The sequence below is a fragment of the Paractinoplanes deccanensis genome (genome assembly GCF_016862115.1).
Lineage (GTDB): Bacteria > Actinomycetota > Actinomycetes > Mycobacteriales > Micromonosporaceae > Actinoplanes > Actinoplanes deccanensis.
This window is the reverse complement of the sequence record NZ_BOMI01000114.1, coordinates 75697-95348: the sequence shown is the minus strand read 5'-3', so window position 1 is coordinate 95348 and position 19652 is coordinate 75697. Positions and strand designations below refer to the sequence as shown.

General features: G+C 74.5%; 21 protein-coding genes. 13 read left to right on the top strand and 8 right to left on the bottom strand.

Annotated features, from left to right (window positions below; translation table 11 throughout):
- The first annotated feature begins 95 nt into the window (after positions 1-95).
- Together Ade02nite_RS28545 and Ade02nite_RS28540 are read left to right on the top strand one after the other, a co-directional pair.
- The gene (locus Ade02nite_RS28545) at positions 96-527 is read left to right on the top strand and encodes an SRPBCC family protein (RefSeq protein WP_203770581.1); all 432 of its coding nucleotides are present in this window, start codon (positions 96-98) and stop codon (positions 525-527) included.
- A complete protein-coding gene (locus Ade02nite_RS28540; protein WP_203770579.1) occupies positions 520-858 on the top strand; it encodes an ArsR/SmtB family transcription factor in 339 nt (112 codons plus the stop codon). The genes Ade02nite_RS28545 and Ade02nite_RS28540 overlap by 8 nt, the downstream gene beginning before the upstream one ends.
- On the opposite strand, the gene Ade02nite_RS28535 is transcribed toward Ade02nite_RS28540, so the two are convergent.
- A complete protein-coding gene (locus tag Ade02nite_RS28535) occupies positions 846-2885 on the bottom strand; it encodes a glycoside hydrolase family 99 protein (protein ID WP_203770576.1) in 2040 nt (679 codons plus the stop codon). The genes Ade02nite_RS28540 and Ade02nite_RS28535 overlap by 13 nt on opposite strands.
- A 191-nt stretch (positions 2886-3076) precedes the next feature.
- On the opposite strand from Ade02nite_RS28535, the gene Ade02nite_RS28530 reads away from it, so the two are divergent.
- Positions 3077-4492, top strand: coding sequence for an alpha/beta hydrolase (locus tag Ade02nite_RS28530; protein WP_239169118.1), 1416 nt, complete (start codon positions 3077-3079; stop codon positions 4490-4492).
- Between the two features lie 101 nt (positions 4493-4593).
- Here the strand turns inward: Ade02nite_RS28530 and Ade02nite_RS28525 are convergent, their stop codons facing one another.
- From Ade02nite_RS28525 to Ade02nite_RS28515, 3 genes are all read right to left on the bottom strand, one after another.
- A complete protein-coding gene (locus Ade02nite_RS28525) occupies positions 4594-5010 on the bottom strand; it encodes an effector-associated constant component EACC1 (RefSeq protein WP_203770574.1) in 417 nt (138 codons plus the stop codon).
- A 79-nt stretch (positions 5011-5089) separates the two neighbouring features.
- On the bottom strand, positions 5090-5404 hold the full coding sequence (locus tag Ade02nite_RS28520; protein WP_203770572.1) for a winged helix-turn-helix domain-containing protein: 315 nt from the start codon (positions 5402-5404) through the stop codon (positions 5090-5092).
- Positions 5401-5865 (bottom strand): hypothetical protein, encoded by a 465-nt coding sequence (locus Ade02nite_RS28515; protein ID WP_203770570.1) that lies wholly within the window; start codon positions 5863-5865, stop codon positions 5401-5403. Before Ade02nite_RS28515 ends, Ade02nite_RS28520 begins: the two co-directional genes overlap by 4 nt.
- An 86-nt stretch (positions 5866-5951) precedes the next feature.
- Between Ade02nite_RS28515 and def the strand changes: the two genes are divergently transcribed.
- Positions 5952-6488, top strand: coding sequence for a peptide deformylase (gene def, locus Ade02nite_RS28510; protein WP_203770563.1), 537 nt, complete (start codon positions 5952-5954; stop codon positions 6486-6488).
- Here the strand turns inward: def and Ade02nite_RS28505 are convergent.
- Entirely contained in the window at positions 6472-7131 is a 660-nt protein-coding gene (locus tag Ade02nite_RS28505; protein WP_203770561.1) for an alpha/beta hydrolase, read from the bottom strand. The genes def and Ade02nite_RS28505 overlap by 17 nt on opposite strands.
- Before the next feature lie 76 nt (positions 7132-7207).
- On the opposite strand from Ade02nite_RS28505, the gene Ade02nite_RS28500 reads away from it, so the two are divergent.
- Positions 7208-7831 (top strand): TetR/AcrR family transcriptional regulator, encoded by a 624-nt coding sequence (locus Ade02nite_RS28500; protein WP_203770559.1) that lies wholly within the window; start codon positions 7208-7210, stop codon positions 7829-7831.
- Here Ade02nite_RS28500 and Ade02nite_RS28495 read toward each other — a convergent pair.
- Positions 7815-8411, bottom strand: coding sequence for a TetR/AcrR family transcriptional regulator (locus tag Ade02nite_RS28495; protein WP_203770557.1), 597 nt, complete (start codon positions 8409-8411; stop codon positions 7815-7817). The two genes, Ade02nite_RS28500 and Ade02nite_RS28495, sit on opposite strands and share 17 nt — an antisense overlap.
- Positions 8408-9478: an aldo/keto reductase gene (locus Ade02nite_RS28490; RefSeq protein WP_203770555.1), complete on the bottom strand. Its 1071-nt coding sequence runs from the start codon at positions 9476-9478 to the stop codon at positions 8408-8410. The genes Ade02nite_RS28495 and Ade02nite_RS28490 overlap by 4 nt, the downstream gene beginning before the upstream one ends.
- A 176-nt stretch (positions 9479-9654) precedes the next feature.
- Between Ade02nite_RS28490 and Ade02nite_RS28485 the strand changes: the two genes are divergently transcribed.
- From Ade02nite_RS28485 to Ade02nite_RS28465, 5 genes are read left to right on the top strand one after another with little or no spacing between them, the layout of a single operon-like run.
- Complete coding sequence (locus tag Ade02nite_RS28485) at positions 9655-10194, top strand: sigma-70 family RNA polymerase sigma factor (protein ID WP_203770553.1); 540 nt, start codon at positions 9655-9657, stop codon at positions 10192-10194.
- A gap of 15 nt (positions 10195-10209) precedes the next feature.
- Complete coding sequence (locus Ade02nite_RS28480) at positions 10210-11007, top strand: ABC transporter ATP-binding protein (protein ID WP_203770551.1); 798 nt, start codon at positions 10210-10212, stop codon at positions 11005-11007.
- A 30-nt stretch (positions 11008-11037) separates the two neighbouring features.
- Complete coding sequence (locus Ade02nite_RS28475) at positions 11038-11625, top strand: hypothetical protein (protein ID WP_203770544.1); 588 nt, start codon at positions 11038-11040, stop codon at positions 11623-11625.
- Positions 11622-12554, top strand: coding sequence for an NADP-dependent oxidoreductase (locus tag Ade02nite_RS28470; RefSeq protein ID WP_203770542.1), 933 nt, complete (start codon positions 11622-11624; stop codon positions 12552-12554). The genes Ade02nite_RS28475 and Ade02nite_RS28470 overlap by 4 nt, the downstream gene beginning before the upstream one ends.
- 19 nt (positions 12555-12573) lie before the next feature.
- Complete coding sequence (locus tag Ade02nite_RS28465) at positions 12574-13413, top strand: PfkB family carbohydrate kinase (RefSeq protein ID WP_203770540.1); 840 nt, start codon at positions 12574-12576, stop codon at positions 13411-13413.
- On the opposite strand, the gene Ade02nite_RS28460 is transcribed toward Ade02nite_RS28465, so the two are convergent.
- Positions 13410-14711, bottom strand: coding sequence for an FAD-dependent oxidoreductase (locus tag Ade02nite_RS28460; RefSeq protein ID WP_203770538.1), 1302 nt, complete (start codon positions 14709-14711; stop codon positions 13410-13412). The genes Ade02nite_RS28465 and Ade02nite_RS28460 overlap by 4 nt on opposite strands.
- 139 nt (positions 14712-14850) lie before the next feature.
- Between Ade02nite_RS28460 and Ade02nite_RS28455 the strand changes: the two genes are divergently transcribed.
- From Ade02nite_RS28455 to Ade02nite_RS28445, 3 genes are all read left to right on the top strand, one after another.
- Entirely contained in the window at positions 14851-15456 is a 606-nt protein-coding gene (locus Ade02nite_RS28455) for a VOC family protein (RefSeq protein ID WP_203770536.1), read from the top strand.
- Positions 15457-15539: 83 nt separating this feature from the next.
- Positions 15540-16904, top strand: a complete 1365-nt coding sequence (locus Ade02nite_RS28450) for a dihydrolipoyl dehydrogenase family protein (RefSeq protein ID WP_203770526.1) — start codon at positions 15540-15542, stop codon at positions 16902-16904.
- A gap of 1 nt (position 16905) precedes the next feature.
- Positions 16906-19608: an ATP-binding protein gene (locus Ade02nite_RS28445; protein ID WP_203770524.1), complete on the top strand. Its 2703-nt coding sequence runs from the start codon at positions 16906-16908 to the stop codon at positions 19606-19608.
- Positions 19609-19652: the final 44 nt, after the last annotated feature.

Here is a 19652-nt window from a genome sequence, read left to right as displayed (position 1 = left end):
CCTATCAACCCCCGGAAGCGGGGTGTTGACCGGTCACGACGTCTTACCGTACGGTAATGCATTACCGAGTGGTAAGACGTTGGAAGGAGACGGGCATGCCCGAGGTCGCGCGTTCCATCGAGATTTCGCAGCCGCCCAGTGCGGTGTGGCGGTGGCTGTCCACCGAGGACGGGCTGCGGCGGTGGATGTCGCCGGGGATCGAGATCGATCTGCGGCTGGGCGGGGGCTATCGGATGCCCGGCCCCGACGGGGAGACGTGGATCAGCGGGACGGTGCTGGAGATCGTGCCGGAGGGGCGGCTGGTGCTGTCCTGGATCGAGGAGGACTCCGGCTGGGTGCATCCGGGGCGGCTCGTCGTCACGCTGGAGCCGGTCGCGGGTGGCACTCGGGTGGTGCTCGTGCACGACGGATTCGCGGGGATCGGCAAGCCCGACTGGCAGGGCACGGTCGAGGCGTACGAGCGCGGGGCCGACAAGCACCAGGTGCTCCAGCGGCTCGCCGAGGCGGCGGGGACCGGCGTTGGGTGAGAAGGGGGAGACGGGCGACCTCTTCCGGGCGATGGCCGACCCGACGCGGCGGCGGATCCTCGACCTGCTCGCCGAGCACGGCACGCTGAGCGTGAGCGAGCTGGCCGCCCACTTCCCGGGGCTGGTGGCGTCGGGCATCTCGAAGCACCTGATGGCCCTGCGGGCGACGGGTCTGGTCACCGCCACCCGGCAGGGCCGCCATCAGCTGTACGCCATCGACGCGGACGCGATGTCGCGGGCCATGGCGCCGTGGCTGGCGAGGTACGAGACCTACTGGGCCGGGGCGCTCGACCGCCTGCGGGACGCGGCGGGCGACGGTCAGGCGGAGTAGACCTCCAGGCCGGAGAGCTGCCCGGCCGGCCAGCCCGTGTTGCCGGTGACGGTGACGCGCACGGTGCGGGCCTGCGCCGGCGGGCAGGTGAGCGACACGGTGTTGCCGGCGGCGGGATCGAAGGTGCGGGCCGCGGCGGGGACCAGCGTCGTGGCGCCGTCCGAGATGCTCAGCGTCTGGGTGCGCGCGCCCCACGACGGTGGCAGCCTGAGGACGAAACGGCTCACCGTCGTCGCGGCGCCGAGGTCGACCTGGATCCACTGGGGGAAGGCGTTGTTCGCGCTCTCCCAATAGGTGCCCGCGTCGCCGTCGACGGCGTTGGCCGGGGCGTACGACTGGGCCTGGCCGCTCGCCGTCGCCGGGCGGCCGCGGGCGAGGTCCGTCGCGGGCGGGGGCGTGCTGTCCGCGTACACCTGGATCTGGGAAAGCTGTGCCGCCGGCCAGCCGGAGTTGGCCGCGAAGCTCAGCCGCAGCGTGCGGATCGCAGTGCCGGCAAGCGTGAGCGTGACGGCGTTTCCCGAGGCCGGATCGAAGGTGTACGAGGTGGCGGCGCCGCCCTGCACCGCGATGGTCTGGGTGCGGCGCTCCCAGCCGGCGGGCACGCGCAGCACCACGCGCGTGACGGCGTAGGAGGCGCCGAGGTCGACCTCGAGCCATTGCGGGAAGGCGCCGCTGCTCTCCCAGTAGCTCGCCGGGTTGGTGTCGACGGCGTTGGCGGCCGCGAATCCGGCGTTGTTGCTGCTCGCGCTCACCGCCTTGCCGGCGGCGAGATCCCCGGTGGGTTGCGGTGGCGTACCCACCGTCGGCGGAGTCGGCCGTACGGCGGTGAGCGCCAGCTGTCCCTTGAGCATGCGCCCGCCGTCCGTGGTGATGCGCAGGTAGTAGTCGGCGGAGCAGAACGTGCCGTCCTCGTCGAGCGCGCGGATGCCCGTGCCCGCCGGGACCGAGGCGGCCGTCTCCGCGGTCTTCGCGATCTGGTTGCCCTCGTTGAACTCGTCGAACATGGAGACGTACAGGCCCTGGGCGCCCAGCCGGACCATGTTGTAGATGCTGCGCCAGTAGAAGTCGCCGTGCCGCCGGTGCCCCGAGGACAGGTCGCCGGGCAGGACGCAGGGCTGGTAGTCGATGCCGTGCGCGTTGCAGTCGGCCTGGTCGGCCGTGTTCACGTTGGCGTAGAACCAGTCGAGGCCGTCGAGCGTGCCGGTGCGGCCCACCATCCACGGCGACAGCATGTGGAACGCGTGATAGACGTCGAGGAAGCCCGCGCGGCTGTCGTTCTTGCCCTCGCGCCAATAGGTCGGCACGCCGCCGATGACATAGCAGCCCTGAGCCTTGAGCCAATTGACGACGTCGAGGCACGCGGACGGCGTGAACGGGCGCCCGTCGTCGTTGAACCCGAAGCCCCAGACGCAGACGACGGGCTTGCCGTTCTGGCGCGCATAGGAGGGCGACGCGGTGTGCGCGGACATCGTGGCCGTCCAGTCGGACTTCAGCTCGGACTGCATGTTCGTCCAGCCCGTGACGTCGTACATGATGTAGAACTTGCGTCCGGTCGCCTCGGCGGCCGTGCGGACCTTGCGGGCCATGGCGTCGCGGGTCGGCCCCTCGTCGCCCATCGGGTTGAAGCGCTGCAGGGCGGCGGTGTCGATGCCGTAGGTGCGCATCCACGCGAAATGCGTGTCGACCGTCTGCTGGTCGTACGAGGAGAAGAGCGTTGCCGGGCCGCCGTTGCCGAGGTTCGGGTACGCGGTCGGATAGGTGTGCGCGTAGTCGCGGTTGTCCGGCCAGGACACGATCGTCGTGTTGCTCGGCGAGGGCGGCTGGAACCGGTCGCGGCTCCAGTGCCACCAGCCGCCGATCGGCGCGCCGTCGCCGGGGCACGAGAACCAGCCCTGGTAACCGACGCTGATCTTCCCGACGACGTCGCCGGGCGGGGAGGCGGCCGTGGCCGGCGTGAGGTCGGCGAGCACCGCGGCGGCCGGGCCGGCGGCGGCCGCGGACAGCAGGGTGCGGCGGGTGAGGGACATGGGGACTCCGTGGGGACGGGGAACGGATTGACGGTCATCATGGCGTTCCGCGTCACAGGATTGCAATACTTAGACACATCGATGAAATTTGCCGCGCGAGGGAACGGAAGGCCGGTACGGCACGTTTCCGGGAGGCGAGTGCCGGGGCGATCCCGATACCGTCGCTTGTGCTCTCGGGTCGGGGAAGTCTGGTGGTGGCGCTCGTCGCCGTGCTGCTGGCGGGCGCGGGCCTCGCGCTGCTGGCGACGTCCGGTGGCGACGCGGCGCCGCGGCGGGTGGTGGTGGACGGTGTGCCGCTGCACGAGGTGCATCCGCGGGGGCTCAAGCCCGGCGAGCGGCGCCCGGGCGTCGTCGTCGCGCACGGCTATGCGGGGTCGGCGAGGCTGATGGCCCAGTTCGGTGACACCCTCGCGGCCCGGGGCTACGTGGTGGTGCTGCTGGACTTCGCCGGTCACGGGGCCAACCCGCGGGCGCGGACCGGCAACGACGCCCTCCAGGGCGAGCTCGGCGTCGCCCTCGACCACCTGCGCCGGCTGCGCGATGTGGACACCTCACGAGTCGCCCTCGTCGGGCATTCGATGGGTGCCGGCGCGGTGACCCGCTACGCGGCGGAGCATCGGGAGATCGGTGCCACCGTGGCGATCTCGCTGCCGTCGGCGCCCCCGGGCCGGCCGGCCCGGCTGCTCCTGCTGGTGGGGCAGGGCGAGTTCGCCGATTTCCGGGCCACCGCCACCGAGACCGCCGGGCGCGTCGCGGGCAGCAAGGCGGTGACGATCCCCGGGGTCGAGCACATCTCCATCCTGTACGCTCCGCGCGCGCACCGCGAAACGGCCGCCTGGCTGGACGACGGCTTCGGCGGCCCGTTCACCGCCGCGCCGCTCCCGTCGCCGCTGCACCGCCTGGCCGGTGCCGGGCTGCTCTTCGTGGCGCTGCTGCTGGGGGTCGTCCCGGTCGCCCGCGTGCTGCTCGGCCGCCGTGACCCGGTCGCGCCGGCCCGGCTGCGCCCGCTCCAGCTGGTGGCCGTCGTGGCCGCCGCCGTCGTGGCGGCGCTGACCGCGGCCGTCCTGCCGACGTCGCGCTTCCCGCTCGACTCGGGCGACTACGCGGTCGCGTTCACCTTCGTCCTCGGCGCCGTCCTGCTGGCGCTGACCCTCCGCAAGCGCGCGGTCCGCTCGCCGGTGCCGCGCCCGCGTGCGGTGGCCGCGGCGGTCGTCCTGGTGGGATACGCCGCCGTGACCATCGTCGTGCCCCTGCAGCTCGGCTTCACCAGCATGGTGCCCGTCGGCGCCCGGTGGTGGCTGCTGCCGGTGGTGTGGGCCGGTTTCGCCCTTCTGTCGTACGCGAGCGAACGGCTCTTCGGCGGCAGCACCCTCGGCGTCCTCGCCGTCTCGGCGGTGACCGTCGTGGCCCTGACCGCCGCCGCGACGCTCGGCCTGACCAACGGGTTCCTCCTGCTCGTGGTGCCGCTGCTGGCCGTGCTGTTCTTGGTGCAGGCCGGCTGGAGCGCCGTCCTCAACCGCCTGGCCGCCCCGGCGTGGGCGACCGCGCTCGCCGGCTCGCTCCTGGTGGCGTGGCCGATCGTGGCGACGTTGCCCGTGACCGCCTGACCCGCCGCGGCCGGTCGGCTCGAGCCGGGCTATGACGGCGTGACACTCGGCGTGGCCGATCGCGGCGACGCTGCCCGTGACCGCCTGACCTTCGAGCCGGGCTATGACGGCGTGGCGCTCGGGGTGGCCGGTGTGCGCAGAGGCTGGGCGGGCGTGGCGCGGGAAGCCGTGTGGCGCAGGTAGTGCGCGATGAGGGCGTCGCGCTGGGCGCGGGTCACCGGGCCGCGCAGGCGGTGGCCGTCGATCTCGATCTCGATGGTGGTGGGCTGGCGGGTCAGCCAGGCGGTGACCGCGGACAGCAGGCTCTCGACGGCCGCCGGCGCCAGGGTGACGACCAGGGCGCCCACGGTCAGGACCTCGCCGGAGCGGGTGCCCGCGGCGGACGGGGCGGGAGCGGGCCGGACGTGGTCGACCCGCGTTCGCAGGATCACCTCGCGCAGGCCCAGGATCAGGGACTGGGCGTCCGAGGTGGCCTGCGGGAAGCCGACGGTGATGGCGATGGGTTCGGAGGTGCACACGGGAGAACCGTATGTATCGGCCGGGCCCGGCCGGAACGGGCGAAGGGGCGTTTCAGCCGGGACGACCGCCCTAATCCGATCAGGGGGTCACCTCCAGGCCGGACCGGGCGACGATCTGCTGGAGCGCGGCGACATGGGCCGCGAAGGCCTGCCGGCCGGCCGGGGTGAGGCGGGCCGAGGTGCGCGGGCGCTTGCCGACGAAGGACTTGCGGATGTCGATGTAGCCGGCGTCCTCGAGGGTGGTGAGCTGCTTGGAGAGGGCCGAGTCGGAGAGCCCGGTCTGCTCGCGCAGAAATTTGAAGTCGGCCCACTCGGCGGCGGTGAGCAGGCTGACCAGGGACAGCCGCGTCGGCGCGTGGATCAGGTCGTCGAAGCGCGGCTCGACGCCGGTCACCGGGCGTCCGCGAGGGGACGCGACAGCATCACGCGGCGCAGGTGGGCCATGAGCCGCGGGCCGCCGAAGGCCAGGGCCAGGGCCACGGGCACGCAGCCGAGCGTGGCCGGCAGGGGAGCGCCGAACGCGTCCAGGGTGAAGGCGACGGCCAGCCCGGCGGCGACCAGGCCCACGGTGAAGGCGGCGATGGCGAGGGCGCCGCGCAGGCCCAGCAGCGAGTTGCGCACCTGGACCCGGGAGTGGCGGACCACGGCCAGGATCAGCGCGGACAGGCCGAGCGCGTAGAGCACCGAGCCGGTGGCGACGAGCCAGGGGACAGCGCTCTCGACGGCGCCGACGAACAGCAGCATGAGCGCGCCGGTCGCGGGCCAGAACCACGAGGGCACGAGGGTGGAGGTGACGACCTGGTCGCGACGGGCGCGGACCTCGGCCAGGGCGAGCTCGGCGTCGATGGGATCCATGCCTTGAAGTATGGGCCAGTACTTTCCTGCTTGGCAAGTACTTTCCGCGCCGACTGTCGGTGGCGGTGCGGGGTACGTTCTCTTCCATGACCGTTGTGTCCATCCGGAAGGTCGGCGACCCGGTGCTGCGCCGCGTCGCCGATCCCGTGACCACTTTCGACGCCGAGCTGCGTGCGCTGGTGCGCGACCTCAACGAGACGCTGGCCCAGTCGCGCGGCGCCGGCCTGGCCGCGCCGCAGATCGGCGTGGGGCTGCGGGTCTTCGCGATCAACCCGGACCTGCCGGGCAACGACGCGCGGCTCGACCATCTGATCAACCCGGTGCTGGAGTTTCCCGACGAACAGGAGCAGGACGGCCCCGAGGGCTGCCTGTCGATCCCGGGCATCTATCTCGACACCAAGCGCCGCCTGAACGTGGCGGCCAAGGGCTACACCGAGCACGGGGACCCGGTGCAGGTGGTCGGCGCCGGGCTGCTGGCGCGCTGCATCCAGCACGAGACCGACCACCTGGACGGGGTGCTCTTCATCGACCGGCAGGACGAGGCCGGCCGGGAGCGGCTGATGGCCACGCTGCGCGAGGCGGCGTGGTTCGACGCCCAGGTGAAGGTCAGTCCCCACGGATGATGTCGTCGATGAGCTTCGCCAGCTCGGCGGGCATCGACAGCTGAGGCGAGTGCGAGCTCGGCAGGTGGCGCACGTCGCGTGCCCGCCTGGCGAGCTCGTTCTGCAACTCGACCGGCAGCGAGCGATCCTCGTCGGTGACGATGTACGTGCTCGGCACGTCGTGCCAAACCGCCCGGGTCACCGGGGTGGCGAACGAGGCGAGCGACTGGTCGACGAGCTGGGCCGCCGCGGCCGCCGCCTCCTCGTCGCTCAGGTCGCCGTAGAGCGCGGTGCGCGGGTCGGCGGTGCGGGGGAAGAGCCCGGACTTGTCGGCGGGCTCGGGCATGCCGTGGATGGTGTACATCGACTCGCCGGCGTCCGGCAGGTATGCCGCCAGGTAGATGATGTGCCGCACGCCGGCCGCCGCCTCGGTGACCGGGATGCCCGCGTAGGAGTGCGCGACGACCACCACCGGGCCGTCGATCGCGTCGATCGCCTGACGGATCACCGCGGCGTCGTCGTGCACGTCGCCGGTGGGCGCGGTGCCGGCACTCGGCAGCGCCGGAGCCATCGTCGCGTATCCCAGCGCGTGCAGCTCACGCGCGAGCTTCTCCCAGCCGGCGGGCTGGTGCCAGGCGCCGTGCACAAGCAGGATCGTCGTCATCGTCGTCTCCCGGACATTGTGTCGGACACTGTGTCCGACGGCAGGAACGGTACATCGCCCGATCTAGGATCGGGCTATGCCGTCCACCACACGCCGCCCCGCCGCGGGGCCCGACCGGCGCGCCGCCGTGCAGGCGCAGATCGTCGCCGCCACCGAACGGTTGCTTGCGGGCGGAGCGACCTATACCGAGCTGGGCGTGCAGCGCATCGCGGCCGAGGCCGGCGTCGCCCGGTCGACGTTCTACCTGCATTTCCGCGACAAGAGCGAGCTGGCGCTGAGCCTCGCGGGCACGCTCGCCGGCGCCGCGTACGAGATGATGGCCGCGTGGGACCCGGCCGCACCGGACGCGCTCGAGGCGTTCGAGCGCGCGATGGCCGAGGTGATCCACTTCTATCGCAAGCGGGCGCCCACGCTGGCCGCAGTGCTCGAGGTGACCTCGTACGACGAGACGGTGCGCGACGCGTGGTCGGCGCAACTGGACCAGTTCGTCGCCCTGGCCGAGCGGCTGCTCGCCGCCGAGCAGGCCGCCGGGCGCACCACCAAGGACCTGGAAGCCGCCACCGCCGGCCGGCTGATGATCTGGGGCGGCATGCAGACGATCGCCCATCAGGTGTCGGCCGGCGCCGCCGAGGAGGACGACGCGGTCGCGGCCGAGCTGGCCCGGTTCCAGTGGTACGGGACCTTCAGGCGCCCCGCCTGAGCCCCTCGATCCCCAGGTCGAGCGCCGATTCGAGGAACTCCGTGCGGCCGGTGCTGGTCAGCAGCAGCACCCCGCCCTGGATGCCCGCGAGCAGCCCCGCGGCCGCGCACGCGGCGTCCACGGCCGGCGGGATCTCGTGGGCGGCCTGCATGTGCCGGATGCCGGCCGCGAGGGCGGCCTGCCAGCGGTCCATCAGATCGGTCAGCACGGCCTTGGCCGCCGGTGCGCGCCGGCCCGCCTCGCCGAGCAGGCCGCCCAGCGGGCACCGGTCGCCCTGCGCCACGTAGCGCTCGACCAGCAGGTCGCGCCACCCCTGCCAGGCCGCCCACGACGTCAGCTCGCTCAGGTAGGGCTCCTGGTCGGCGAGCACCTGGTCGGCCTCCTGCCGGGCCACCGCGAGCAGCAGGGCCTCCTTGCCGTCCGGGAAGTAGTGGAAGAGCTGGCTCTTGCTGGTGCCCGTGCGGGCCATCACGTCCTCCAGGCGCACCGCGTCGACGCCACGTTCGCGCAGCTCCGCCGCCGCACCGAGGACGATGCGGCGACGGGTCTGTGCGCCCTTGGCGGTGAGGCTGCGGGTCATCGGCTCGCGGCGTTCAGCACGGGCCGAGCGTATCCCGCGGGCTTGTCGCCGATGGCCAGGCCGGGGCTGACGATCCACGACTGGTATTCGGGGGTGAACATCGTGTAGAGCTGCGGCGTCTGCGGGGCACTCGCCTCGTCGAGCCGCTCGCGGGCCTCCGCCGGCAGGTCGAAGTCGAGGGCGGCCATGTTGCTCCGCAGCTGCCCGGCGCTGCTCGCGCCGACGATCGCCGAGGCGACGCCGGGCTGCGTGACGGTCCAGTTGATCGCCACCTGGGCCATCGGGCGGCCGAGCTCGGTGGCCACCTCCGCGAGCGCGTCGAGCACCTTGCGGTCGTGCGCGCCGATCTCCCGGCCGGCGAGCCGCCCGTTCGCCTGGGCATCGCCGCGGTACTTGCCGCTGAGCAGGCCGCCGCCGAGCGGGCTCCACGCGGTGATGCCGATGCCCAGGGACTGCGCCATCGGCGCGAACTCCGGCTCGATGCCGCGGTTGTTGAGGGCGTACGGCAGCTGGAGGTTGACCATCGGCGTCAGCGCGTGGGCCTCCGCGAAGGTCTGCGCGCGTGCCGCGTACCAGGCCGGGGTGTCCGACAGGCCGGCGTAGCGGATCTTGCCGGCGCGCACGAGGTCGTCGAAGGTCCGCACCACCTCCTCCACGGGGGTGATCCGGTCCCAGGTGTGCAGCAGGTAGAGGTCGAGGTAGTCGGTGCCGAGCCGGCGCAGCGTCGCGTCCAGCGCCCGCACGATGTGCTTGCGCCCGTTGCCGCTCGCGTTCGGGTCGCTCGGGTCGATCGTGTTGGTGAACTTGCCGGTCAGCACCAGGCGCTCGCGGTTGCCGGCCCTGGCGATCAGGCGGCCCAGGATGCGCTCGCTCTCGCCGGCGGTGTAGAAGTCCGCCGTGTCGATGAGGTTGCCGCCGTTCTCCACGTACTCCCGGAAGATCGGCTCGGCCTCCTCCTCGCTCTTGCCGTAGGCGGCGTGGAAGCCGTCGACGCCGAAGTTCATCGTGCCGAGCGCGAGCCGGCTGACGCGCAGGCCCGAGCGGCCCAGCAGGTAGTAGTGATTCATGGCCGTAACGGTGACGGCGGAAAAATGGACCCGCAAGTCCAGCCGTGTGGCCCACGGCACCGGGGGCGGCCCCCGGGGGCCGCCAGTGCTCCGACCAGGGTGCCGCACGGGTTCGCCGGGTACCCCGGGACGGCGACGGTGGATACCAAGGCAATCAAGAGCTTTGGGGGGTCGACGTGGCATCGACGATCAACGACATCCACACGCAGTACAGCCAGGTGCTGCTCGGCTACCTGAACGGCTTCACGGCGGCCAGCCGGCAGAGCGCGGAGGACCTCCTGCAGGAGACGATGATCCGCGTGTGGCGGCACATGGACGACCTGCCGTCCGAGCCCGAGCACACCCGGCGCTGGCTGTTCATCGTGGCGCGCAACGTCGGCATCGACGCGATCCGCCGCACCCGGGTCCGCCCGATCGGCGTGGAGCTGATCGACGCCTTCCCGTCCTCGTCGGAGGACGACATCACCGAGACGGTGGTGGCATTGGAGTCCCTGCGCACGGCGATCGGCTCGCTCAGCTCGATGCACCAGCGCATCCTCACCGAGCTCTACTTCGAGGGCCGCTCCACCCGCGAGACCGCCCAGCGCCTCGGCGTGCCCGTCGGCACGGTCAAGTCGCGGGCGTTCTACGCCCTCCAGTCGCTGCGCCGCTCGATGGCCGGCCCGGACAACGAGCGCCCCCGCGGCGGCCGCCCGGCCGCCCGGCCGCGCCGGTGAGTACCGTTGCCCCACATGATCGAGAACGTGGTGGAGCTGCGGGACGTGCGGTTCCGCCGGGCCGGCAAGGAAATCCTGCACGGTGTCGACCTGACGGTGCGCGAGGGTGAGCACTGGGCGCTGCTCGGGCCGAACGGCGCGGGCAAGAGCACGATCCTCGGCCTCTGCGGGGCGCGGGCCCACCCCACCTCCGGCACGGTGCACGTCCTCGGCCACCGGCTGGGCCGCGTCGACATGCAGGAGCTGCGCCGCAGCATCGGGCACGTCGACCCGCGCCACCCGCTGCGCTCGCCGCTGACCGTGCGCGAGGTGGTGCTCACCGGCCTCACCGGCTCCATCGAGCTGCCCGCCCGGTGGCGGCCCGCCGGCGACGACGTGGCCCGGGCCGACGGCCTGATCGGCGACCTCGGCCTGGCCGCCGTCGCCGGCGAGCGCTGGCCCACCCTGTCGCAGGGCGAGCGCGGCCGGGCCCTGATCGCCCGCGCGCTGACCGCCCGGCCGCGGCTGCTGCTGCTCGACGAGCCGTCGACCGGACTCGACGTCGCCGCCCGCGAGCAGCTGCTGGAGACCCTCGACGCGCTCTTCGCGGCGCAGCCGGGGCTCGCCTCCGTCGTGGTCACCCACCACCTGGAGGAGCTGCCGACCACGACCAGCCACGCCCTGCTGCTGCGCGCCGGCAGCGTGGTCGCCGCCGGCGCCGCCGTGGCGACCGTCACCACCGAGAACGTGTCGGCGGCCTTCGGGCACCCGGTCGGCGTGACCCGCGCCGACGGCCGCTGGGCGGCCCGCACCCGTGTGAGGCAGCCGACATGAACAGCGCGCGACCAGGGACGTTGGTAGCCGGTGATGGACCTTCTCGACGCGACCAGGCAGGCGTCGGCGGTCGTCGAGCGGGAGACCGCCGACCCCGCCGTGCGGCCCGGCTCGCGCAGCCGCCTGCTCAGCCACGGCTCGCGCACCGAGCGCGCGGTGCTGGCCACCTGGCTCGCCCAGAACAGTGCTGATGTCGTACGCCATCTGTTGCTGCTCTCGCCGTTCTTCGGCCCCGACCCCCGGCAGGCGCCGGCCTGGGCGGTGCGCCCGCTCACGTTCCTGTACGGGCGGGGGCTGCTGCCCGACCGCGTCACGTCGCGCGGTTACTCGCTGACGGCGGTGACGCGCTACCTCGCGATCGCGCACCGGCTGCCCGGCCCGCCGCGCCGCACCCGGCTGCGCTCGCTCGCCGTCGTCATCAGCGAGACCGACGGCGTGGTGGATCCGGTGGCGGCCTTCGCGGTGCCCCGGCGGATCGCCGCGGCCTGCGGCATCCGGCTGCGCACGCACACCCTGCCGGCGTCGCTCGGCGTCGGTCACGACACCCTCGCGCTCATCGGGCCCGGCGCCGCCGGCCTGCGTGAGCGCTACATCGAGCTCTCCGAGGGAAGGCCATGAGAGCCATTCGCTACTACAAGTACGGCGGGCCGGAGGTGCTGCGCTACGAGGTGGTGCCGCGCCCGGCGCCCGGCACCGGCCAGGTGCTCGTCGAGGTCGCCGGCACGTCGTTCAACCCGGCCGACGCCGCGATCCGCTCCGGGGCGCTGCGCTACTCGTGCGCGCTGAAGCTGCCGCACATCCCCGGCGTCGACCTGTCCGGCTGGGTGGCCGCGCTCGGTCCCGGCGTCACCGGTTACCGGGTGGGCGACCCGGTGATCGCCTATCTGCCGGCCGAGACGGACGGGGCGATGGCCCAGCTCGCCGTGGTGCCCGCGGACGGGCTCGCCCCGGCGCCGCAGAGCATCGCGCTCGCCGACGCCGCGGCCCTGCCGGTCGCCGGGCTCACCGCCTGGCAGGCCGTGCACGAGCAGCTGCGGGTCGAGCCCGGCCAGCGGATCCTGGTCAACGGCGCCGGCGGCGCGGTGGGCCGCCTCGCGGTGCAGTTCGCCAAGCTCGCCGGCGCCACGGTCATCGGCCGGGCCGGGCCGGCGAGCATCGCCTCCGCGCTGACCTCGGGGGCCGACCTGGTCGTCGACCGGGGTGCCGCGGGCCTCACCATGCCGCCGTTCGACGGCGTGCTCAACGCCGCTCCCGCGAGCGGCGCGGAGCTGAGTGACCTGGTCGCGCGGATCCGTCCCGGCGGCAGCCTGGTCTCGATCACCGGGCCGGCCCCGATCGACCGCCCGCGCAGCGTCACCACCTCGGTGATGACGGTGCGCCGCGACGCCAAGCAGCTCGCCGAGATCGCCCGGCTGGTCGACACCGCGGGGGTCAGCACCGGCATCGCCGAGCGGCTGCCGCTCACCGAGGCGCCGCTGGTGCACCGCCGTTACGCCGCGGGCGCGCTGCGCGGCAAGGTCGTGCTGAGCCCGCCGCCGGCGGCCTGAGACAGCCGACAATCACAGCGTGGACAAGACGATAGCGGTGTTCGGCCGCGCGAACGCCGACCTGACCGTCCGGGTGCCGCACCGGGCGTCCGAGGGCCGCGCCGCCTTCGGCTCGCCGCTGGCCGTGACGCCCGGCGGCAAGGCGTTCAACCAGGCCTGCGCGGTCGCCCGGCTCGGCGGCCGCGCGGCGCTGATCGCCAACGCGGGCGACGACGAGTGGGGCCGGATGCTCGCCCGCACGCTCGCCGAGTGCGGTGTGGACGGTGCGGGCTTCCGGCTGCTGCCCGGGGTGCCGACCGGCGCGGCCGTCATCGAGGTGACCCCGGACGGCGAGTCGTACGTCACGTTCGCCCGCTCCCCGGGGACCGATCCCCGCCCGGCCGACGCCGCCCGCGTGGTGGCCGACGTCGTCGTGGCCCAGCTCGACGTGCCGCCCGAGGCGGTCCGCGCCCTGCCCCGCCCGCCCCTGCTGATCGGCAACCTCGTCCCCGATCCGGGCCTGGACACCGCGTTCCTGAGCGGCCTCGACCTGTACGCCGTGAACGAGCACGAGGCGGCCGCGGTCCTCGGCACCTCCCGGGCGAGCGCCGCCGAGGCGGTCGACGGCCTGCTGGCGCTCGGCGTGCCGGCCGCCGTCGTCACCGCCGGGCGGCGCGGCGCCGCGTACGGCCACCTCGGCGGAACCGGCACGGTGAGCGCGCCCCGGGTGGACGCCGTGGACTCGAGCGGCGCCGGTGACGCGTTCCTGGCCGCGCTCGCGCTGGAGCTCAGCCGCGACCGCCCGCTGCCGGACGCCGTCGCCGTCGCCGTCCGGGTCGGGAGCCGCGCCGTCCGGCAACGCGGCTCCCTGCTTCGCTAGAAGAGCGCCGGCGGCTCGGCGGCCGGGTCGTCCGAGGCCCACCCGACGTAGCCGTCCGGCCGCACCAGCATCGTCGCGCCCTCGCGTAGCACCACGGGCCGGCCCTGGTGCAGCAGCGGGAAGGACGAGGCCGGCGCGCGGCGGCCGGTGAGCGGGTGAGCGGCCGGATCCGCCGGGGGATAGGCCACCGACAGCCCGCTGACCCGTTCGGCCATCGCCCGGTTCGCGGCCGGATCCGCGAGCAGCTGCTCGACCGCGGCGCGCAGCGCGGCCCCTTCCGGGGTGATGGCCGTCAGCAGCGCGGTCTGCGCCATGGTGTCCGCGCCCACCGCGGCCGAGACCGGGTGGCGCTCGTCGTGATAGCTGTCCAGCAGGCTGCGCGGGGCGCCGTCCTTGAGCACGGCGGCCAGCTTCCAGCCCAGGTTCATCGCGTCCTGCACGCCGGTGTTGAGGCCCACGCCGCCGGTCGGGAAGTGGATGTGCGCGGCGTCGCCGGCCACGAGGATCCGGCCCGACCGGTAGACGTCCGCCTGCCGGGTCGCGTTGCCGAAGCGGGACAGCCAGACCGCCTCGCGCAGGCCGAAGTCCCTGCCCGTCGCCCGGACCAGGAAGTCGCGCAGCTCGTCGGCCGGGAAGGGGGCGGCCACGTCCTGGTGGCGCGGATCGTAGCCGCCGAGCCGGAACAGGCCGCCGGGCGCGGGCGCCACGAGCAGCGCCCCGGCCGGGGCGACCAGCGAGAACCCGGGCGGCGGCGGATCGTCGAGCACGGCGTCGGCGACGAAGCCCACCACTCGCGCCGGTGTGCCCGGGAAGCCGATCCCGGACGCCTTGCGCACGGCCGAGCCGCCGCCGTCGCAGCCCACCACGTACGCGGCGCTCAGCGTCTCACCCGCCTCGACGAGCACCTCGCCGTCCTCCTGGCGCAGGCCGGTCACCTCGCGGCCGCGCTCGATCCGGACGCCGAGGGCCAGCGCGTGCTCCTGGAGCACCGCCTCCGTGCGCTCCTGCGGCACGGCGAGCATGAACGGGTACGGGGTGTCGAGCGCCGTGAGGTCGAGCCGGCTGCGCAGCACGCCCCAGTGCCAGTCCGGGACCGGCCGGCCCGCCGCCAGCAGCGGTCCCTGCGCGCCGCGCATGGCCAGGACCTCGAGGGTACGGGCGTGCACGCCCATCGCCTTCGAGAACGTGACCGGCTCCGCGCGCCGTTCCAGCACCGTGACCGACAGCCCGGCCAGGGCCAGCTCCGCCGACAACCACAGCCCCGTGGGGCCGGCGCCGACGACGATGACGTCCGCCATGGATCGCCTCCTTCTCTCGCCGGGTTCGACGTGCGACGGCCGGGCGCGTTCACCACGGTGACGCGGCCCTCCGCGCCCGGGTGGAAGCCAGGGACCGTCCCTGGGGCGCCGCCGGTGCCCGGCGGGAGAGGCTGAGGGCATGGTTGATTTCAAGATCGAAGTTGTCGTCCTGCCGGTCTCGGACGTGGACGCGGCCAAGGAGTTCTACGAGCGGCTCGGCTGGCGCAAGGACACCGACTACTCCGGCGCGGACGGACTGCGGCTGGTGGCCTTCACCCCGCCCGGCTCGGCGGCGTCGATCATGCTGGGCAACGACATCACCGAGGAGCGGCCGGGCACCGCGCAGAGCGTGACCCTGGTCACCGGGGACATCGCCGCGGCCCGGGACGAGCTGATCGGCAAGGGCGCCGAGGCGAGCGAGATCTTCCACGACGCGGGCGGCGTCTTCCACCACGCGGGCAGCAAGGACCGGGTCGCCGGGCCGCACCCGGAGCGCAGGTCGTACAGCTCCTGGTTCTCCTTCACCGACCCGGACGGCAATCTCTTCTTCGTCCAGGAGGTCACCAGCCGGCACCCGGGCCGCACCGACCGCGTCGTCTACGACTCGGTGGCCGCCGTGGAACAGGCGCTGCGCGACGCCGCGGCCGCGCACGGCGAGCACGAGAAGGTGCTCGGCCACTACGACGAGCAGTGGCCGTCCTGGTACGCCGCGTACATGGCGAAGGCGGCCGGCCTGGACGCGTGAGGTCACCCCGGGGGGTCCCTGGCCGGGGACACCAGGGTCCACCACGGGGCCTTCCGGGCGCCGCCGTGTACGAAGATCGGAGCATGCGGAGTTTCGACGTGGTGGTGATCGGCGCGGGCCCGGGCGGCGAGGTGGCGGCCGGCAAGCTGGCCGAGGCGGGCCTGAGCGTGGCGATCGTGGAGTCCGACAAGGTCGGCGGCGAGTGCTCGTTCTACGCGTGCATCCCGTCCAAGGCGCTGCTGCGCCCCGGTGAGCTGCTCGCCGAGGCGCGCCGGACGGCCGGCGTCTCGGCCGCGGTCACCGGGCCGCTCGACGTGCGCGCGGTGCTGGACTACCGCGACGAGCTGATCGGCCACCTCGACGACGGCTACCAGGTGCCGTGGCTCACCGAGCGCGGCATCACGCTGATCCGGGGCCGGGGGAGGCTCGCGGGACAGCGGCGGGTCGTGGCCGGCGACGAGGTCATCGAGGCCCGGCGGGCCGTCATCCTGGCGGGCGGCACCCGAGCGGCGCTGCCGGACATCGACGGACTGGCCGGGGCGCGGCCGTGGACCAACCGGGAGGCGACGACGGCGGAGGCGATCCCGGCCTCGCTGATCGTCATCGGGGGCGGTGTGGTCGGCGCCGAGATGACCCAGGCGTACGCGTCGCTCGGTGCGCGCGTCACGCTGATCGCCGGCGGCCACGGCCTGCTTGCGCGCGAGGAGGACTTCGCCGGCGAGCAGGTCGCGGCGTCCCTCAAGGAGCAGGGCGTCGACGTGCTGACCGGGGCGACGGCCACCTCCGTGCGGCGCGACGACAGCGGCGTGACGGTCCGGCTGAGCGACGGCGGCAGCGTCACCGCCGACGAGATCCTGGTGGCCACCGGGCGCACGCCGCAGACGGCGGATCTCGGCCTGGAGACCGTCGGCGCGCCCGCGGACGGCTACGTCCGGGTGGACGAGCGGATGCGCGTGCCGGGACACGACTGGCTCTACGCGATCGGCGACCTCAACGGCCGTGCCCTGTTCACGCACATGGCCAAGTACCAGGCGGGCATCGCGGCCGGCGAGATCCTCGGCCGCAGCATCGTCACCGAGCATCTCGCCGACGGCGCCGGGTCGCCGCGGGTGATCTTCACCGAGCCGCAGGTCGCCGCGGTCGGCCTCACCTCGGCCGCCGCGGCCGCGGCGGGCCTGCGGACCCGGGTCGTCGACGTGGAGACCGACGGCAACGCGGGCGGCCGCTTCTCCGGCGGGGGCGGCGGCACCAGCCGGTTCGTCATCGACACCGACCGCGACGTGCTCGTCGGCGTCACCGTCACCGGCACTGCCGTCGCGGACTTCCTCCAGGCCGCCACCATCGCGATCGTCGGGGAGGTGCCGCTCCGGCGGCTGCGGCACGCCGTCCCGGCCTTCCCGACCCGCAGCGAGATCTGGCTCAACCTCTTCAACGCCCTGGGACTCTGACGTGGAGACGCTGCTGCGCGGGCGACGCCGCGAACAGGAGGAGCTCGACCGGCTGCTGCGCGACGTGCGGGGCGGGCGCAGCCGGGTGCTGGTGCTGCGCGGCGAGGCCGGCGCCGGCAAGACCGCCCTGCTCGACTACCTGACCGAGGCGGCGACCGGCGAGCGGGTCGCCCGCACCGCCGGGGTGGAGCCGGAGACCGAGATCGCCTATTCGGCGCTCCAACAGGTCTGCGCGCCCCTGATGGGCTATCTCGACCGGCTGCCCGACCCGCAGCGGCAGGCGCTCGCCACCGGCTTCGGGCTGGCCGCCGGCGAGCCGCCCGACGCGCTGATCGTCGGGCTCGCCGTGCTCGGGCTCTTCGCCGAGGCCGGCGCCGACCAGCCGCTGCTCTGCGTGGTCGACGACGTGCAGTGGCTCGACCGCATGTCCGAGGTGATCCTCACCTTCGTGGCGCGGCGGCTCGACGCCGAGTCGGTCGCGCTGGTCTTCGGCGCCCGCAGCCCCGGCGGCGAGCAGCTGCTCGGCGGCCTGCCGGAGCTGCGCGTCGAGGGGCTCTCCGACGCCGACGCGCGGGCGCTGCTCGACTCGGTGCTGCCCGGCCGGGTCGACGCGCGCGTCCGCGACCGCATCGTGGCCGAGACCCGCGGCAATCCGCTGGCCCTGCTGGAGCTGCCGCGCGGGCTCAGCCCCGCCGAGCTCGCGTTCGGCTTCGGCGGCCACAGCTCGGCCCCGCTCGCCGGCCGCGTCGAGGCCGGGTTCGAGCGCCGCATCGGGGAGCTGCCCGAGGACACCCGCACGGTCCTGCTGGCCGCCGCCGTCGAGCCGGTGGGCGACGTGCCGCTGCTGTGGCGCGCCCTCGACCGGCTCGGCGTCGGCGTGGACGCGGCCGGCCCGGCCGAGACCGCGGGCCTCGTCGAGATCGGCACCCGGGTGCGCTTCCGGCACCCGCTGGTGCGCTCGGCGGCCTGGCGCTCGGCGCCCCTGGCCGAGCTGCGCCGCGTGCACGGGGCGCTGGCCGAGGTGACCGACCCCGCGCAGGACCCCGACCGCCGCGCCTGGCACCGCGCGCACGCCGCGGTCGGCCCCGAGGAGCAGGTCGCCGTGGAGCTGGAGGAGTCGGCCGGCCGGGCCCTCGCCCGCGGTGGCCGGTCGGCGGCCGCCGCGTTCCTGGAACGTGCGGCCCAGCTGACGCCCGATCCCAAGCCCCGCGCCCGGCGGGCCCTCGCCGCCGCCTGGGCCCAGTTCACGGCCGGCCGGCCCGCGCTGGTGCCCGAGCTGCTGGCCGCCGCCGAGCTCGGTCCGCTCGACCCGCTCCAGCAGGCCGACGTGGAGGTGCTGCGCTCCCAGATCGCGTTCGCCCTCAACCCGGGCCGGTCCGCGGTCGAGCCGCTGCTGGCCGCGGCGAACAAGCTCGCCGACCTCGACCAGGACGCCGCGCGCCGCACTTTCTTCGCCGCCACGGGCGCGGCGGTGCACGCGGGCCGCCTCGGCGGCGACGACCTGCGCCGGGTCGCCGCCCGGGCGCGCGAGGTGCCCGCCGACGAGAGCGCCGTCGGGCTGCTCCTCACCGGCCTGACCACCTGGGCGCTGGACGGGCCCGTGCAGGGCATCCCGCTGCTCGCCCGGGGCGTCGGCGCGTTCGTCCACGACGACGACCTGGACTCGCTCTGGATGGTCGTGCCGGCGCTGAACGAGGCCCGCGACGACGAGGCGTTCCACCGGCTCACCGAGCGCGCGGTCCGGCTCGTCCGCGAGGGCGCGAGCATCGCGGGGCGCCCGGCGGCGCTGAGCTTCCGGGCGGGCGCGCTGCTGCACGCCGGCCGGTTCGCCGACGCGTCCGTCCTGGTCGACGAGGCCAAGGCGTTCCAGCAGGCGACCGGGATGTTCCCGCCGCCCGGCGCCGAGCTGTCCCTGGTGGTCCTGCGCGAGCCCGAGGAGGAGGCGCGGGCGATGCTCGACGCCGCCGCCGAGGCCGCCGCCGAGCGCGGCGAGGGCCGCGTGCTCAACCACGTCGCCTACCACCGCGCCCTGCTGCACAACCAGTACGGCCGCTACCAGGCCGCCGCCACGGCCGCCCGGGGCGCGCTGGAGCATCCCGACCTGGGCATCCACCGCTGGGTGCTCAACGAGCTGGTCGAGGCGGCCGCCCGCTCCGGCGACCTGGAGACCGCGGCGCGCACCCGCGACCGCATCGCCGAGCTGACCGCGGCCAACCCCACCCCGTGGGCGCGCGGCGAGCTGGCGCTGGCCTCGGCACTGGTCACGCCGGAGGAGAAGCATTTCGAGGAGGCGCTCGCGCTGCTGCCGGCGTCGCGGCTCGGCCTCGAGGTGGCCCGCACCCGCCTGCTCTACGGCGAGTGGCTGCGCCGCGAGAACCGCCGCGTCGACGCCCGCGCCCAGCTGCGCGCCGCGTACGAGGCCTTCGGCACGATGGGCGCGGCGGCCTTCGCCGAGCGGGCCGGCCGGGAGCTGACCGCCACCGGCGAGACGGTCCGCGCCCGGTCCACGGCGAGTGCGCCGGACTCGCTGACCAGCCAGGAGTCGCAGATCGCGCGGCTCGCCGTGGCGGGCCGCACCAACCCCGAGATCGGCGCCGTGCTCTTCCTGAGCCCGCGCACCGTCGAATGGCACCTGCGCAAGATCTTCACGAAGCTGGGGATCACGTCGCGGCGCGAGCTCGCCAAGGTCCTCGGCGACCGGTGACCTACGGGGGACGCCCAGGGTGTCACCCTGGGGCGACCGGCGGC